General features: G+C 44.2%; 11 protein-coding genes. 8 read left to right on the forward strand and 3 right to left on the reverse strand.

Annotated elements, in window-relative coordinates:
• Nucleotides 1-250 precede the first annotated feature (250 nt).
• Nucleotides 251-1,735: an aldehyde dehydrogenase family protein gene (locus QO189_RS09745; RefSeq protein ID WP_371532580.1), complete on the forward strand. Its 1,485-nt coding sequence runs from the start codon at nt 251-253 to the stop codon at nt 1,733-1,735.
• Nucleotides 1,736-1,850: 115 nt separating this feature from the next.
• Here the strand turns inward: QO189_RS09745 and QO189_RS09750 are convergent, their stop codons facing one another.
• Nucleotides 1,851-2,099, reverse strand: coding sequence for a hypothetical protein (locus tag QO189_RS09750; RefSeq protein WP_010201084.1), 249 nt, complete (start codon nt 2,097-2,099; stop codon nt 1,851-1,853).
• Between the two features lie 203 nt (nt 2,100-2,302).
• Here QO189_RS09750 and QO189_RS09755 point away from each other — a divergent pair, with 203 nt between their 5' ends.
• Both QO189_RS09755 and QO189_RS09760 read left to right on the forward strand, forming a co-directional pair.
• Nucleotides 2,303-3,688 carry a DASH family cryptochrome gene (locus QO189_RS09755; RefSeq protein WP_371532581.1) on the forward strand — a complete coding sequence of 462 codons (1,386 nt, stop codon included), beginning with the start codon at nt 2,303-2,305 and terminating at the stop codon, nt 3,686-3,688.
• Nucleotides 3,689-3,748: 60 nt separating this feature from the next.
• Nucleotides 3,749-4,183 carry a DUF3429 domain-containing protein gene (locus tag QO189_RS09760; protein WP_371532582.1) on the forward strand — a complete coding sequence of 145 codons (435 nt, stop codon included), beginning with the start codon at nt 3,749-3,751 and terminating at the stop codon, nt 4,181-4,183.
• A 99-nt stretch (nt 4,184-4,282) separates the two neighbouring features.
• Here the strand turns inward: QO189_RS09760 and QO189_RS09765 are convergent, their stop codons facing one another.
• Both QO189_RS09765 and QO189_RS09770 read right to left on the reverse strand, forming a co-directional pair.
• Nucleotides 4,283-5,029, reverse strand: a complete 747-nt coding sequence (locus tag QO189_RS09765; protein ID WP_371532583.1) for a hypothetical protein — start codon at nt 5,027-5,029, stop codon at nt 4,283-4,285.
• Between the two features lie 88 nt (nt 5,030-5,117).
• Nucleotides 5,118-5,864 (reverse strand): hypothetical protein, encoded by a 747-nt coding sequence (locus QO189_RS09770; protein ID WP_371532584.1) that lies wholly within the window; start codon nt 5,862-5,864, stop codon nt 5,118-5,120.
• Nucleotides 5,865-6,256: 392 nt separating this feature from the next.
• Here QO189_RS09770 and QO189_RS09775 point away from each other — a divergent pair, with 392 nt between their 5' ends.
• From QO189_RS09775 to QO189_RS09795, 5 genes are all read left to right on the forward strand, one after another.
• Nucleotides 6,257-7,486, forward strand: coding sequence for an MFS transporter (locus tag QO189_RS09775; protein ID WP_371532585.1), 1,230 nt, complete (start codon nt 6,257-6,259; stop codon nt 7,484-7,486).
• Between the two features lie 310 nt (nt 7,487-7,796).
• Nucleotides 7,797-9,467: a fatty acid--CoA ligase gene (locus QO189_RS09780; protein ID WP_371532586.1), complete on the forward strand. Its 1,671-nt coding sequence runs from the start codon at nt 7,797-7,799 to the stop codon at nt 9,465-9,467.
• A gap of 314 nt (nt 9,468-9,781) precedes the next feature.
• A complete protein-coding gene (locus QO189_RS09785) occupies nt 9,782-11,803 on the forward strand; it encodes a propionate--CoA ligase (RefSeq protein ID WP_371532587.1) in 2,022 nt (673 codons plus the stop codon).
• Between the two features lie 316 nt (nt 11,804-12,119).
• Entirely contained in the window at nt 12,120-13,604 is a 1,485-nt protein-coding gene (locus QO189_RS09790; RefSeq protein ID WP_371532588.1) for a CoA-acylating methylmalonate-semialdehyde dehydrogenase, read from the forward strand.
• A 249-nt stretch (nt 13,605-13,853) separates the two neighbouring features.
• Nucleotides 13,854-15,014 (forward strand): acyl-CoA dehydrogenase family protein, encoded by a 1,161-nt coding sequence (locus tag QO189_RS09795; protein ID WP_371532589.1) that lies wholly within the window; start codon nt 13,854-13,856, stop codon nt 15,012-15,014.
• The last annotated feature ends 13 nt before the right edge of the window (nt 15,015-15,027 follow it).

Genomic DNA, 15,027 nt, shown 5'->3' on the forward strand with positions numbered 1-15,027 from the left:
ATATTTATATGGGTTACGTTTTATCAACAATATTGGCTGAAAAAATAGTCTTGTTTTATTAATAGCTATGGTAGCATTAGACCAGTCGTCTATCAAGGTGGGTTTTGTTCTTATCAGTTACCATAAAGTTTTCGCTTCAATTCATGATTAACTATAACTATGAATCTCCCACCTACAAGACAGCTCCAACTATTTTGTTCAGAGTACTGAAAATAAATTTTTATACAATAAAGCAAACATGAGGATAATTATGTCAACCAACGATAATAACAGTAACGCCTATAGCGATTTTCATTTGCAATTCATCGGCGGTGAATGGCAAAAAGGTAAAGATGATAGCATTAATACCAACACTAATCCCTACAATGGCGATACGCTTGTAGAGATTCAGCAAGCGACTAAAGATCAACTAAATGAAGCATACGACGCTGCTAGCCAAGCTCAAGCCGAATGGGCGAAAACGACCCCAGCTGAGCGTTCAGCTATTATGTACAAAGTGGTCAGTATCCTAGATCAGCGCCAGGACGAAATCGTTGACTGGCTGATTAAAGAATCAGGCAGTACACGTATCAAAGCGATGGTTGAATTTAGTGCGACGCGTGCGATTACCCTTGAAGCAGCGACATTCCCTAACCGTGTCCATGGTGAAATTCGCCCATCGAACACTCCTGGTAAAGAAAACTTTATATATCGCGAGCCAATCGGGGTGGTAGCAGTCATTAGCCCATGGAACTTTCCGCTGCATTTGACCCAGCGTTCTATCGCACCAGCATTAGCACTTGGTAACGCAGTGGTGCTCAAGCCAGCAAGCGATACACCAGTGACAGGTGGCCTGCTCTTGGCAAAAGTGTTTGAAGAAGCGGGTCTGCCAAAAGGATTGCTAAATGTCGTGGTTGGCTCAGGTAGCGAGATAGGCGATGCCATTGTCGAGCACAAATCGCCAAGCTTAGTGTCATTTACAGGTTCTACCTCAGTGGGTAAACATATCGGTGAGCTTGCGAACGGCGGTGAGTATATCAAGCAAGTCGCGCTTGAGCTGGGCGGTAACAGCCCATTCGTGGTACTAAAAGATGCTGATATCGAGCAGGCAGTAAAAGCCGCGGCCTTTGGTAAATTCTTGCATCAAGGTCAAATCTGCATTGCCATCAATAGAGTAATCGTAGAAGACGAGATATATGATGACTTTGTCGCGCGTTTCTTGGCACACGTCAAAACACTAAATGTCGGTGATCCTAGTAAGCAAGATACGGCTGTTGGTCCTATCATCAATGAAAAACAAGTCAAATCGCTCAAAGAAAAAATCGCTAAAGCGCAGGAAGAAGGCGCAACAATGATACTCAGTGGCGAGATCAAAGGCCAAGTCGTACCGCCGCACATTTTCACTGAAGTCACTCGCGAGATGGATCTATCATGTAATGAAGTGTTTGGACCATTGGTTGGTATCATTCGTGCCAAAGACGAAGACGATGCATTATCAATCGCCAATGACTCTATGTATGGCCTATCTAGTGCCGTATTCACTGCTGATATGCAAAAAGGTCTGCGTTTCGCTCGTGGTATCAGAGCAGGTATGACCCATATCAATGACATCTCAGTGAACGACGAAAGCAATACGCCGTTCGGTGGTGAGAAAAACTCAGGTATCGGTCGCTTTAACGGTGAGTGGGTACTAGAAGAATTCACCAGAACGCATTGGATATCAATGCAAAACGAACCACGTCAGTATCCGTTCTAATAGAATTGTACTACGATAAATAATAAAAAAAGACCGCTTCGATAGCGGTCTTTTTTTGTGTGATATATGAGAGTTTTACCCAAATGCATGGATACATTCGCCAGTGAAGAGAGGTTTATCTGGCATGAAAGCCCAGCAATCCTTCGATCTCTTCGATAGTCATACGTCTTACCAGTGCTTGCTCTTCTACTGACAAGCGATTGGTATGTTCTTTTATCATGGTATGGATGCTCCGAGATATCTCAGAGGTCGTGGCGTAATACATTTGTGGCTGCTCTTTCGTCAATCTCATCAAAAAACGATTGATAAGTTTACGTTTCTCGTCTGATTTATTTTCTTCAGTCGTAGTATTATTTTGAGTCATGGTATTCTCCTAGAGGTAAGCCATTTAAGCAGTCGAGCTTATGAGAGTCAATGGTTATAAGTAATTTTTGGGGCTAAGCGCATCACCTTACAAGTACTACGCTCGTCTCATGGTTGAATGCTCAGTGTGTTTTACATCGTATATGATATTTCAGATTTCAAGACTAAAAATAAATGAGCGCTAAATGGCCAAAAGGATAGGGTATGTCAAATGAATCAGCGAATAATTCAGAGAACAACTCAAAGAATAATAACGTCACATTGGTACTATTCCACAACGATCTGCGAGTAGCGGATAATGCGACATTGTCAAAAGCCGCTGAGCTAAGCGGTAATGGACAACTGCTGCTTGTTTATGGAGCATCATTGGCGGATGGGTTGAGTGATAAAAATAATCATCCTGCTTATCATTATGACACTATGGGTGTCGCCCGCCAGCAGTTTTTACAAGAGAGCTTGATTGACCTAAATGCATCGCTAGAGCAGCTTGGTAATAGATTACTGTATTTGCAACAAGCTTCCGCAGTGTCAGATACCTTTGCGCAGTTGAATGAGCTCATTAAGGCGCAGCAGGTTACCGATATCTGTGTCAGTAAAACAGACGACTATTATCAAAACCAAGTCTATGCGCTACTACAGAATAAACATCCACAGATATGTTGGCATATCGAGACAACGGCTACTTTGTTTGACGAGTTACCGCTAGAGAGCTTACCCAAAAGCTTTACGCAATTTCGCAAAAAAATTGAAGCAGATTATGATTTGCTGCATGCCGAGAAAGATATAGTGATTTATCCAACGCCAGAATCACTTGCTCCATTGCCTGACAATATGCAGAGTAGGGACGAGTACTTTTTTGAATCGCAGTTGTCTAATGAGATAGAAATTGATAAGACATTAAATCAAGCATCTAACTTTACAGGTAGAGAGTCAAATGGCCTCAAGCACTTAGATACCTATTTTGATTCTGATGCGCCGAGCACTTATAAGGCCACACGAAACGCGCTTGATGAGTGGACACATTCCACTAAGTTCTCCGCTTGGCTGGCGAACGGCTCTTTGTCTGTCAATACCGTATTGAATCGACTGCGCCGTTATGAGCGTGATGTCATTGCCAATGACTCAACTTATTGGATATGGTTTGAGTTACTTTGGCGCGAGTATTTTTATTGGTATGCTGTCACCCATCAGCAAAAGTTGTTTTGGTTCAAAGGTATTGGTGAGCACACGCCATCAACTCAATTTGATCAAAAGCCTTTGGAGAAATGGAAAAGTGGAAAAACGGCGTACCCCATCGTCAACGCCTGTATGCATCAACTGAAGGCAACAGGATATATGTCAAACCGTGGACGACAGCTAGTGGCAAGCTGCTTTATCCATGAGTTAGGTCTTGATTGGCGTTATGGGGCGGCTTACTTTGAGCAGCATCTTATCGATTATGATGTCGCCAGCAACTGGGGTAACTGGCAATATCTAGCAGGTGTGGGGGCGGATCCAAGAGGATGTCGGCAGTTCAATCTTGATAAACAAACCCAGCAATACGATCCAAACGGTGAGTTTATCCATCAGTGGCAAGGTGAGTTAGAATAAGATGTCTCATTCATATATGCTAGAAATATCGATAGACTAAATACGAGGTAGATTCATATCATGAAAAAACCCAGTCCTTATCTAACCTTTGCAGGTGCTATTCCGTTTATTGCTTGTGCGCTCCTGCTTGTTATAGGCATTAGTGACATACCTATATTGGGCGCAACGGCTGATATATTAAGCGCTTATGGTTTGGTAATTGCGTCGTTTATGGCCGGATCGCAGTGGGGTAATCATTTAAGCTTGGCTGATGATGATAAATGGGCTATCCGATTGCCTTTAGTCAGTAATGTGATTGCAATTGTTCTGTGGCTCGGGTTTTTAATGTTACCAGTGGTCGGTTTTATCTGGTTACTGGTCATTGGGTTTACCAGCATGTGGATGATTGATTATGGGCTCAATCGCGCGCACATTATCACGCCAGATTATTTCAAAGTGAGAACCTATGTGACGGCGATAGTGATTGTGTCTCTGATAGTAGCTGCTATGCAATGATAAGTAATGTAATCAGGTAGATTAAATATTATTCAATAAAAAGGGTCGCCATATTAGCGACCCTTTTATATTGGAAAAATATATCTATTAATGTAAAAACTATGATTTTTCTAGCTTAGGACGGGCTTTCTCAATAGCTTTAACCAATGCTGTTTCAAACTCGCCATCTTTGAACCTCACAAGATAAGAGTGTGCTGCGCAAAAATTGCGAACGTCGCGCCATTCATGGGCTAGATGGGTCGCCCAGTCGCAATATTGTGCGCCCGCATTTGGCTCATTTTTGAGTGCTTTTTTGGTGGTAGGATGCAATATTAGCTCAGGTAAGACGGCTTCTAATAGCTTCATTGGTGGACTCATAAACGTATCATCAACGTGTAAGCTTTGGCTGGCAGGATGATAGGCCAATAGGGAGCCTGCATGAATCATCTCATTGGGTGCGATATAATGGATACCTTCTGACATTGAAAATTTGAGCTCAGGATAGCGCTCAGCAACCGCGTCACTTTCTACCAAATCATCTGCCCAATTTACTTCTGGTATTTTCTTTGGATGACGTTTACTGCCATAAAATGTGGCTTGCGGAAAGTCTTTTGCCATATGGTCACAGTGTACGGTATGGAATGGATGAACGTTTAGGACAGCTTCGACATCTCTACCATTATTGGTGAGCGCCATTACCTCGTCTCGAACGTCACCTGTTAAGGCGTAGCTGTCCAAAAATATAAAGCGTCCTGAGGATAGCTTGACTAGTGAGCACTGGGTACCAATGTTTATCACACCGCCGATACGGAATGACCCGCGTATGTTCCAAAATCCTGCTCCTAAATCATGAATTTCATCTGACATTTATCGTTTTCCTTATTTAATATATTGAATCGACAAGTGATTATTTTTCTTGTCGCAATGTTTATGTTTTAAGTTTTTCTTAGAGTCGTTATTTTGCCTCAAGCTCACTACGAGCATTATCAATGGTAGACAAAAGCGCCGCTTCAAACTGACCTTCTCCAAACACCACTAAGCCTGAATGCGCGCCGCAAAAATGACGGACATTACGCCACTGGTGCGCCAGCTCTACCGCCCAATCACAATAGTGCTTGCCAGCGTCTGGCTCATCTTTGAGGGCTTTTTTAGTAGTTGGATGTAAGCCTAGATTGGGCTGTACCGCATCAAATAGCTTAGAAGGTGGTATCTCAAACGTATCATCGACATATATACTTTGGCTAGCAGGATGATAGACCAATAGTGAGCTTGCATGGACAGATTCATCAGGTGCGATGTAGTAAATGCCTTGAGGTAGGGAGAACTTCAGCTCAGGATAACGCTCAGCGACTGCGTCACTTTCGACCAAATCATCTGCCCAGCTTACTTCTGGTACTTGTTTTGGGTGTCGACTACTACCGTAAAACGTGGCTTGCGGAAAGTCTTTGGCCATTTGTGAACAATGTATCGTATGAAATGGATGAACATTTAGGACGGCTTCGACATCTTGGCCATCATTGGTCAATGCCATCACTTGCTGACGAACCTCGTCTTTTAAAGTATAGCTGTCTAAAAAAATAAATCGGCCTGATGATAGCTTTATAAGCGCACATTGGACGCCGATATCTATGATGCCGTTTTTTATAAATGACCCTCGAATACTCCAAAATCCTGCACCTAAATCGTAAATCTCATCATTCATTGACATGACTCCTTAATGGTTTAGTTGTTCAATTATTTTACTTATTGATAGGTAGCACCCTATGATTATTGATTTTTGAGCACCTAAAGTCTGTAATAGAAAAGATATAAGCAATGTAGATGTGTAAAAATAAAAAAGAGTTGTTAGGTAAATGTCATCATTGAGGGTATAGATCCGATTTTTTTATTCTAAATGGAAAGTCTAATCAAGCGCCAATAACACATTTAAACCTGAGTATATCGGTTGGTGTGCTAACATGATTTCTTGTCACTATGATAAGTCTTTATCATTTATGACCATGCTCTTCCTTTATAAATTTGCGTTATATTCCTCTATCACCCAAGCCAATGACGCCTCCCTGTCATAGCATAATCAATATAGTCAGCTCCCTTGTGAATAATTCTACAGATAAAAATCAAAAATTTGTACCAAAGACAGCAGCATCATCCAGTCACTCTACTTCGTGGATATTAAAGCTCACGATAGGCCTGATTGGTATGTTTGCCTTTTTGCAAGTGTACTCTATCCAAGCCGTGCTGCCAGTCATGATGGTGGATTTTTCTGCGACGGAAGTGCAAGCGGGTATGATCGTTGGCGCTACTGTATTGGCCATTGCCATCATGTCACCATTTTTGGGCATGCTCTCAGATGCAGTCGGGCGTAAGTCGTTTATCGTCGGTGCTTTGTTATTTTTGGCCATACCAACAGCGCTGGTTGCCCAAAGCTCTAGCATTGAATGGGTCGGTATTTGGCGTTTTATGCAAGGACTGTCTGTACCCGGTATTACGGTGGTGACGATTGCTTATATCGGTGAGGAGTTTGAGGGCCGGGCAATGACTGAGCTGATGTCCTTTTATGTATCAGGATGCGTGCTTGGCGGTTTTATGGGTCGGTTCTTGTTAGGGCATTTGCATGAGTTGATTGGCTGGCGTGACGGTTATTATGTGATGACAGCGATGACGCTACTGGGGGCGATATGGGTCGGCAAGATGCTACCATCGTCCCGTCACTTTGAGGCCAATCCCAATTTTCGCTCAGCGATACAGACGCTGGGTGAGCATGTCACCAATCGTTATGTGGTGACCGCTTGTCTGCTTGGCGCTTGTGTACTGTTCTCCCTTGTTGGCTGCTTCACTTTTATCAATTTACATTTGGCGGATAAGCCTTATGAGCTTGGCACGGGTGCGCTCGCCAATATTTTTGCTGTATATTTGCTTGGTGTTATTATCACGCCACTATCGACGACCTTGCTGCGCCGGTTTGGTTCAGCACGTACGGTTCGGGTAGCCATTATTATCTCCATGATTGGGGTACTGTTGACCTTGGTGACTCCACTATGGGGGGTAATCATAGGACTTGCTGTTATGTCATCTGGTGTGTTTATTACGCAGTCAGCGACCATCAGCTATATCGCTGTCAATGTCAAAAAAGGTCGCTCATTGGCATCAGGCTTATATTACATGGGCTATTACACAGGCGGTACGCTTGGAGCGTGGCTGGGTGGTATAGCTTACGCGCGAGGGCAGTGGTCTCTTACCGTATGGTTGTTATTGTTTGTGCAGATATTGGCGTTATTGATAGCCAGTTTTGGGATGATTAAAACCACGAGACGCGCTACTTAATGGTATGTAAGGCATCGTCTTTGTTTGGTTGCTCGCATTATGATACTTAATGTAAGGTTGCTTTACATGGTACTGCTTTTTTCTTACTATCAAAGAGGTCTTTAATCTTATTGCGGTCAGTGAAGCTTGTTTCTTTTACTGCGCCAAAGCCGATCGGTATTTAGCAGGACGCTATCAATAGTAATCAGAATGACTCTACATTATAAAAATAGTGTGGTTATAGCGGTTCATTCTGTATTAGTATGTCTTATTGCTACTTATTTATTACTATCTATAACTTATAAGCGCGACAAACAAGGAAGTTAGGTCTATGTCAAATATGTACCATGGTGCTCCCTCTGCCTATGATTATCCACTACTGGTCAAGCAGCTCTTAAACCGTGCAAAAACAGTGTCACAAGACCAAGAGATCATCTATGCGGACAAAAAGCGACTCACTTACAAGGATTTGTTTGAGCGTATCAATCGCTTGGCTAACGTACTCGCAGACTTGAATCTTGATGCAGGTGATATCGTTGCCGTTATGGACTGGGACAGCAATCGCTATCTTGAGTCTTATTTTGCGGTACCGATGTCAGAGTACGTTCTACAAACCGTCAATATCCGTCTATCACCAGAAAAAGTCCTCTACACCATCAACCATGCCAAGCCTAAAGTGCTGATGCTCAACTCTGAGTTTGCGCCATTGGTCAAAGATTATCAGTTTGAAAACTCTAGTATCGAGCACATCATTTGGCTGGACGATAATGGTGTGACCGCTGAAAGGGTTTTTGGCAGTAATCAAAGCCGCGTGACAGGCGAATACGAAGCATTGCTAGAAGCTGCTGATAGCCATTTTGATTTCCCAGACTTTGATGAAAATACCATCGCGACAACCTTTTACACCTCAGGTACGACAGGTAATCCAAAAGGCGTCTTCTTTAGTCACCGTCAGTTGGTACTGCACAGTCTGGCAGAAGCTGCAACATTGGGTATGTTGCCGAACAAGCAAGGTGTTAGCTACGGTGATGTTTATATGCCAATGACGCCGATGTTCCACGTACATGCATGGGGCTTCCCATTTACGGCGACGATGGTGGGGCTAAAGCAAGTCTATCCGGGACGTTATGCACCTGATAGCTTGCTGGATTTGATTATCAATGAAAAGGTGAGTATCACACATTGTGTGCCAACGATTTTGCAAATGGTACTCAAAGAAGCACAAGATCGCGATGCCAGTTTTAATGGACTAAAAATGATCATTGGTGGTTCAAGACTGACCGAAGGGCTAGCAAAAACAGCAATGGCCCAAGGTATCGAAGTTTATACTGGCTACGGTATGTCAGAAACGGCACCGCTTATCAGCCTGACTGAATTTAGTCTCAATGAGCCTGAAATGACTGAGGATGAAGACATTGCCCGTCGCTGTATGACAGGTAAGCCGGTGCTTATGGTCGATGCGCAAGTATGGGGGGAGGGCAACAAACCTGTCGGCAAGGGTCAAGAGAATACGGGTGAGCTGGTGCTACGGGCACCTTGGTTGACCCAAAGCTATCTCAAAAATGACGACGCTGGTAAGGAGCTGTGGGAGAGTGGCTATATGCATACCCAAGACATCGCTTACATACGCCCAGATGGTTATATTAAAATCACGGATCGCCTAAAAGATGTGATCAAATCAGGTGGTGAGTGGATCTCATCGCTAGAGATTGAGACTATTTTATCATTGCATCCATCCGTAGCGGATGTTTCAGTGATTGGCGTTCGGGATAAGCAATGGGGCGAGCGTCCGCTGGCTTTGGTGGTATTAAAACCAAATGCTCAAGAAACCAGTGCTGACGACATCAAAGCCATTGCAGAAAAAGCGGTAGAGCGCGGTATCATTCCTAAATATGGCGTACCAAGTCAGTTTAAGTTCGTTGATGAACTGCCAAAAACCTCTGTTGGCAAGCATGACAAAAAAGTCATGCGTGAGATGTATGCCAATCAAACTCAAGTATAATATTATCTATCGATTGAATGTCGAAACGCTTGTGCTCATCAAAATGTAATGCGTGTTGCACGCTTAACAGTTGACCTTTGTGATGGGCTCTGCTACATTTTAAACCGATACATAACGTATCGGTTTTTTAATTCTGGCAAGGATGACCAGTATTTATCAGGACATTGTCTACCACACTCAAAACAGTGTAGCGTTGATAAAGCCAATCGCGTATAAAGATCATATCAGGCGATGCAAGTGCGATAACAACTTACCAATGCGCCGATTATAAAACAATATTATTCCATTTCTCGTTTATGCTAAGGACAGCTATTATGAGCGACCACGCCCAACACCCAGTCTCTACTCAAGCGGCAGACATGCCCACGTTCGCTGATATCTATCACGATTCCATTATGGATCGAGAGAATTTTTGGGCTGAGCAAGCAAAGCGCATCTACTGGCATAAAGAGCCTGAGCAAATTCTCGATGACAGCAATCTGCCTTTTGCGAAATGGTTTGTTGGCGGTGAAACCAATCTTTGCTATAACTGCGTTGATCGCCATCTAGCAGACCGTGCAGAGCAAGATGCCTTTGTGTGGGTGTCATCAGAGATCAATCAAGAGTTAATAGAAACCTTTCCAGCGGTCGTTGATTCGTTCAAAGATCTGGGTAATAACGTTGAGTTTTATACAGATTATGCCAAGCGCCGCCTGACTTATAATGACTTATACAAAGAAGTTAATTACTTCGCAGACGTGCTACAGCGTCATGGTATTGGCAAGGGCGACCGTGTCATTATCTATATGCCAATGATTCTAGAAGCGGCATATGCCATGCTGGCTTGTACTCGTATTGGTGCTATACACTCAGTCGTATTTGGCGGATTTGCCGCGCATAACTTGGCTATCCGCATGGATGATGCTGAGGCAAAAATGGTCATTACAGTGGATGCAGGTCTGCGTGATGGTAAGGTTATTAATTATAAGAACCTCGTCAATCAAGGCGTTGAACAAGCAACAACCAAGCCTGAGCATGTATTAGTTGTCAATCGTGGTATTTTACCGTTTGAGCCGAGAAATGTTGATGTAGATTATGCGACTGAACGACGTCGTAGTTGCGAGGCCCATGCAGTCGTGGAACCAGTTTGGCTTGAATCTAATACACCGTCCTATCTGCTTTATACCTCTGGTACGACTGGCACACCGAAAGGGGTGCAACGTGATACTGGTGGTCATGCCGTCGCGCTGACGACATCGATGGATTATGTCTACGACGGTAAAGCAGGCGAGACGTTTTGGGCGATATCAGATATTGGCTGGGCAGTCGGACATTCGTATACGATTTATGCGCCATTGCTAGCGGGTATGACCAGTGTCATGTATGAAGGCTTACCACACTTACCGAACCCAGGTATCTGGTGGCGTATTGTTGAAGCCAATAAAGTTAATATCCTGTTTACGGCGCCTACAGGCGTACGCATGCTCAAAAAGCAAGATGAAAGCTGGATGACGCGCTACGATGTGTCTAGTGTCAAGTCGTTCTTTTTGGCAGGTGAGCCGCTTGATGAGTCAACGGCTAATTGGTTGTCTCAGCATTTAGGCGTGCCGATTTTAGATCACTATTGGCAGACAGAGTCTGGCTGGCCGATCTTGAGTCATACACCAAAATTCAATCATAAACCGCATAAGCAGGGTTCGCCCGGTTATCCTATGTACGGTTATGAGGCGCAAGTCATCAATGAAGAGACAGGTGAACCTTGCAGCGCGGGCGAAAAAGGATTGCTTGCGATTAAAGCGCCGCTGCCACCTGGTTGTCTTACCACGGTATGGCGCAACGATGAGCGCTTTGTCAGCAGTTACTTTGGTCTGTTTGATGGCCAGCAGTATTCTACCTCAGACTATGCAGTGACAGATGAAGACGGTTACTTTTACATCTTGGGGCGTACCGATGACGTGATAAACGTCGCAGGCCATCGAATAGGCACGCAAGAGATTGAAGAAGCAATTAGTACCCATCCAGAGATGGCAGAATGCGCTGTGGTAGGTATTCAAGATGAGCTAAAAGGTGAGCTACCAATTGCGTTCTGCGTCCTAAAAGATCAATCGCAAGTCGAAACTACCGAAAACCGCTTCCGCATTGAGCAGCAAGTGATAGGTGCTGTGGTCAAATCCTTAGGCGGTATTGCAAGGCCAGCGGCCATTTATTTCCCGCAAGCGTTGCCAAAGACGCGTTCTGGTAAAATTTTACGCCGATCTATTCGGGCGTTAGCAGAGGATAAGCCTACAGGCGATATGTCGACGCTTGATAATCCAGCTGCTATTGATGCGATTAAGCAATCGATGAAGGACTATTAGTTGGTATAGGATAGCAACTATGTTGGTAGCGCCTAAAAACTAGGCTGATTTTTTAAAGCTCATGAGCAATCATGGGCTTTTTTGTTTTTGTTATTTGGGCAAATCCCCTTTAACAAAACAAACTTAGCGAAAATTGCGATAAAGCGCTTGACCGTAAAATTGATTTATTGTTATAGTCAATAACGATACAAAATAAATCATTTTAAAATTTGGTTTTCTATAAATATTTTACAAATAACTATTTATAGCGCTTAACTTTTAATGAATACCCAGATGCCGTCACACGGTAGTCTCGCAAAAAAGATAAGGATATCTTATGCACCACGTTCAGCAGCTCATCAATGGTCAGTTCGTACAATCAAACACCGACGAATGGATTGATATCACCGATCCAGCGACCCAAGAAGTCATCGCAAAAGTCCCGCAAACCACCAATGATGAGATTAATCAAGCGGTTGCCGCCGCACAGACAGCATTCGAAACATGGCGAAAAACGCCAATCACCACGCGTGCTCGTATCTTTTTAAAGTATCAATCTCTTATTCGCGAGCATATGGATGAGTTGGCAGAAATCTTGACCGCAGAGCAAGGCAAAACGATTGCTGATGCGCGTGGCGATGTGTTCCGCGGCCTAGAAGTGGTAGAACATGCCGCTGGTATTGCCAATTTGCAAATTGGCGATTTTGTAGAAAACGTCGCATCAGGCGTTGATACATATAGCATTTGGCAACCACTCGGTGTTTGTGCTGGTATCACGCCATTTAACTTCCCTGCGATGATTCCACTATGGATGTTCCCAATGGCGATTGCTACGGGTAATACATTTATCCTAAAGCCTTCTGAACAAGATCCGATGGTGACTATGCGCCTCGTGGAGCTGGCGATTGAAGCGGGTGTACCAGAAGGCGTTCTTAATGTGGTGCATGGTGGCAAAGCAACCGTCGATGCTATCTGTGACCATCCAGATATCAAAGCGGTTTCTTTTGTGGGTTCTACCAACGTTGGTAAACATGTCTATGAGCGTGCCAGCCAATCAGGTAAGCGTGCCCAGTGCATGATGGGTGCAAAAAACCATGGTGTGATCTTGCCTGATGCAAATAAAGAACAAACGCTCAATCAGCTAGCAGGCGCAGCATTTGGCGCCGCTGGTCAACGCTGTATGGCATTATCAGTGGTCGTGCTAGTAGGCGCAGCTGGTGAGTGGATTGATGAAATCAAAGCCAAAGCAGAAAGCTTAGTCGTCTCAGCAGGTAAGAATGACAAGGATTTGGGGCCATTGATTTCTCCAGCGGCAAAAGCCCGTGTCGAGCATTTGATTGGAACTGGAGTAGAAGAGGGCGCAAGCTTAATACTTGACGGTCGCGGAATTACTGTTGAAGGGTTTGAGAACGGTAACTTTGTTGGCCCAACTATCTTTGATAATGTCACAAGCGACATGCAAATTTATAAAGAGGAAATATTCGGACCAGTACTGTGCATTATGCGCGCTGATAGCTTGGACGAAGCAATTGCACTGCTCAATGCCAATCCACATGGCAATGGTACCGCAATATTTACCCAGTCAGGAGCGGCAGCCCACAAATTCCAACAAGACATCCAAGTCGGTCAAATTGGTATTAATTTGCCAATTCCTGTGCCACTACCAATGTTCTCATTCTCAGGTTCACGTGGCAGTAAGCTTGGCGACCTAGGTCCTTATGGCAAGCAAGCCGTACAGTTCTATACTCAGACGAAGACAGTGACGGCACGTTGGTTCGATGATGAAGCGAGCCGCGGTGTTAATACGACAATTTCGATTTAATCGTCGGATTACTATATTTTCGGTATAACGTTAATACGACTTGCGGTACTATTGAACGCAATTTTATTATCGTTATGCCGTTATCATATAGCGCTAATGTCTTATAAAATCTCTGACCAGCAATTTTATTATCGTTATGCCGTTATCATATAGCGCTGATGTCTTATAAAATTTGTGACTAACACTTTTACTGAAGCTTTTATCAAATCTAAGCCTTTATATCTGATCTATAAGAACAAGGATGACCCTATGGATTTTTCATTGACCGATGACCAAGTTGCCTTTCGCCAAACGGCCCGTCAGTTTGCACAAAAAGAGCTCAAGCCGAACGCTGCTGAATGGGATCGCACCTCGCATTTCCCAGTGGACATCATCAAAAAATCTGGTGAGCTTGGCTTTTTGGGGCTATACACCAATCCAGAATATGACGGCTTGGGCCTACCAAGACTTGACTCAGCAATGGTATTCGAAGAGCTGGCATGGGGTGATACATCCGTGGCGGCTTATATGAGCATCCATAATATGGCCGCATGGATGATCGGCGAATATGGCAGCGAACCCTTATGCAAAAAATATTTGCCTAATATGGTTAGTGGTGAGTGGCTTGGCAGCTATTGCCTAACAGAGCCAAATGCAGGGTCTGATGCGGCCTCACTACGTACCAAAGCCGACAAGCAGGGCGATCATTACGTACTAAATGGTGAAAAAACCTTTATCTCTGGCGCAGGCTCAACTGATGTATTGGTGGTAATGGCGCGTACAGGTGGTGCTGGGCCAAAAGGTGTATCAGCATTTGTTGTAGATGCCAACAGTGCTGGTATCGAATATGGCAAAAATGAGCACAAAATGGGCTGGAAAGCACAGCCGACACGGACGATTAGCTTTAAAGATGTCAAAGTCCCAGCAGAAAACCTGATAGGTGAGGAAGGCCAAGGTTTTCGTATCGCGATGAAAGGACTCGATGGTGGTCGTATTAATATCGGTATTTGCGCAGTAGGAACGGCACAATCTGCATTAGAGACGGCAACTAGTTACGTGCAAGAGCGCAGTCAATTTGGCAGTCCAATCGCAAGCCTACAGTCCGTACAGTTTAAACTTGCTGATATGTTGACTCAGACCATCGCAGCGCGCCAGATGCTCTATCTTGCGGCGAGTAAAGTCGACAACAATGATGGGCAAGCGTCTACCTACTGCGCAATGGCAAAGCGTCTCTCCACCGATCTTTGTTTCGATGTTGCCAATGAAGCTCTGCAATTGCACGGCGGCTATGGGTATTTAAACGAATATCCACTTGAGCGCCACGTACGCGATTTACGTGTGCATCAAATTCTAGAAGGCACCAATGAGATCATGCGCGTGATTATTTCGCGCCAAGTCTTGCAGGATGAAGGGTTAAGTCAACTGCGCTAATTTATCTCGCTTT

This window comes from Psychrobacter sp. Arc29 (assembly GCF_041431175.1).
In the GTDB taxonomy this organism is placed as follows: domain Bacteria; phylum Pseudomonadota; class Gammaproteobacteria; order Pseudomonadales; family Moraxellaceae; genus Psychrobacter.

Excerpts from the sequence above, each read along its gene's own strand:
- QO189_RS09745 (WP_371532580.1), top strand. The coding sequence starts at position 251 with ATGTCAACCAACGATAATAACAGTAACGCCTATAGCGATTTTCATTTG.
- QO189_RS09750 (WP_010201084.1), bottom strand. The coding sequence starts at position 2,099 with ATGACTCAAAATAATACTACGACTGAAGAAAATAAATCAGACGAGAAA.
- QO189_RS09755 (WP_371532581.1), top strand. The coding sequence starts at position 2,303 with ATGTCAAATGAATCAGCGAATAATTCAGAGAACAACTCAAAGAATAAT.
- QO189_RS09760 (WP_371532582.1), top strand. The coding sequence starts at position 3,749 with ATGAAAAAACCCAGTCCTTATCTAACCTTTGCAGGTGCTATTCCGTTT.
- QO189_RS09765 (WP_371532583.1), bottom strand. The coding sequence starts at position 5,029 with ATGTCAGATGAAATTCATGATTTAGGAGCAGGATTTTGGAACATACGC.
- QO189_RS09770 (WP_371532584.1), bottom strand. The coding sequence starts at position 5,864 with ATGAATGATGAGATTTACGATTTAGGTGCAGGATTTTGGAGTATTCGA.
- QO189_RS09780 (WP_371532586.1), top strand. The coding sequence starts at position 7,797 with ATGTCAAATATGTACCATGGTGCTCCCTCTGCCTATGATTATCCACTA.
- QO189_RS09785 (WP_371532587.1), top strand. The coding sequence starts at position 9,782 with ATGAGCGACCACGCCCAACACCCAGTCTCTACTCAAGCGGCAGACATG.
- QO189_RS09790 (WP_371532588.1), top strand. The coding sequence starts at position 12,120 with ATGCACCACGTTCAGCAGCTCATCAATGGTCAGTTCGTACAATCAAAC.
- QO189_RS09795 (WP_371532589.1), top strand. The coding sequence starts at position 13,854 with ATGGATTTTTCATTGACCGATGACCAAGTTGCCTTTCGCCAAACGGCC.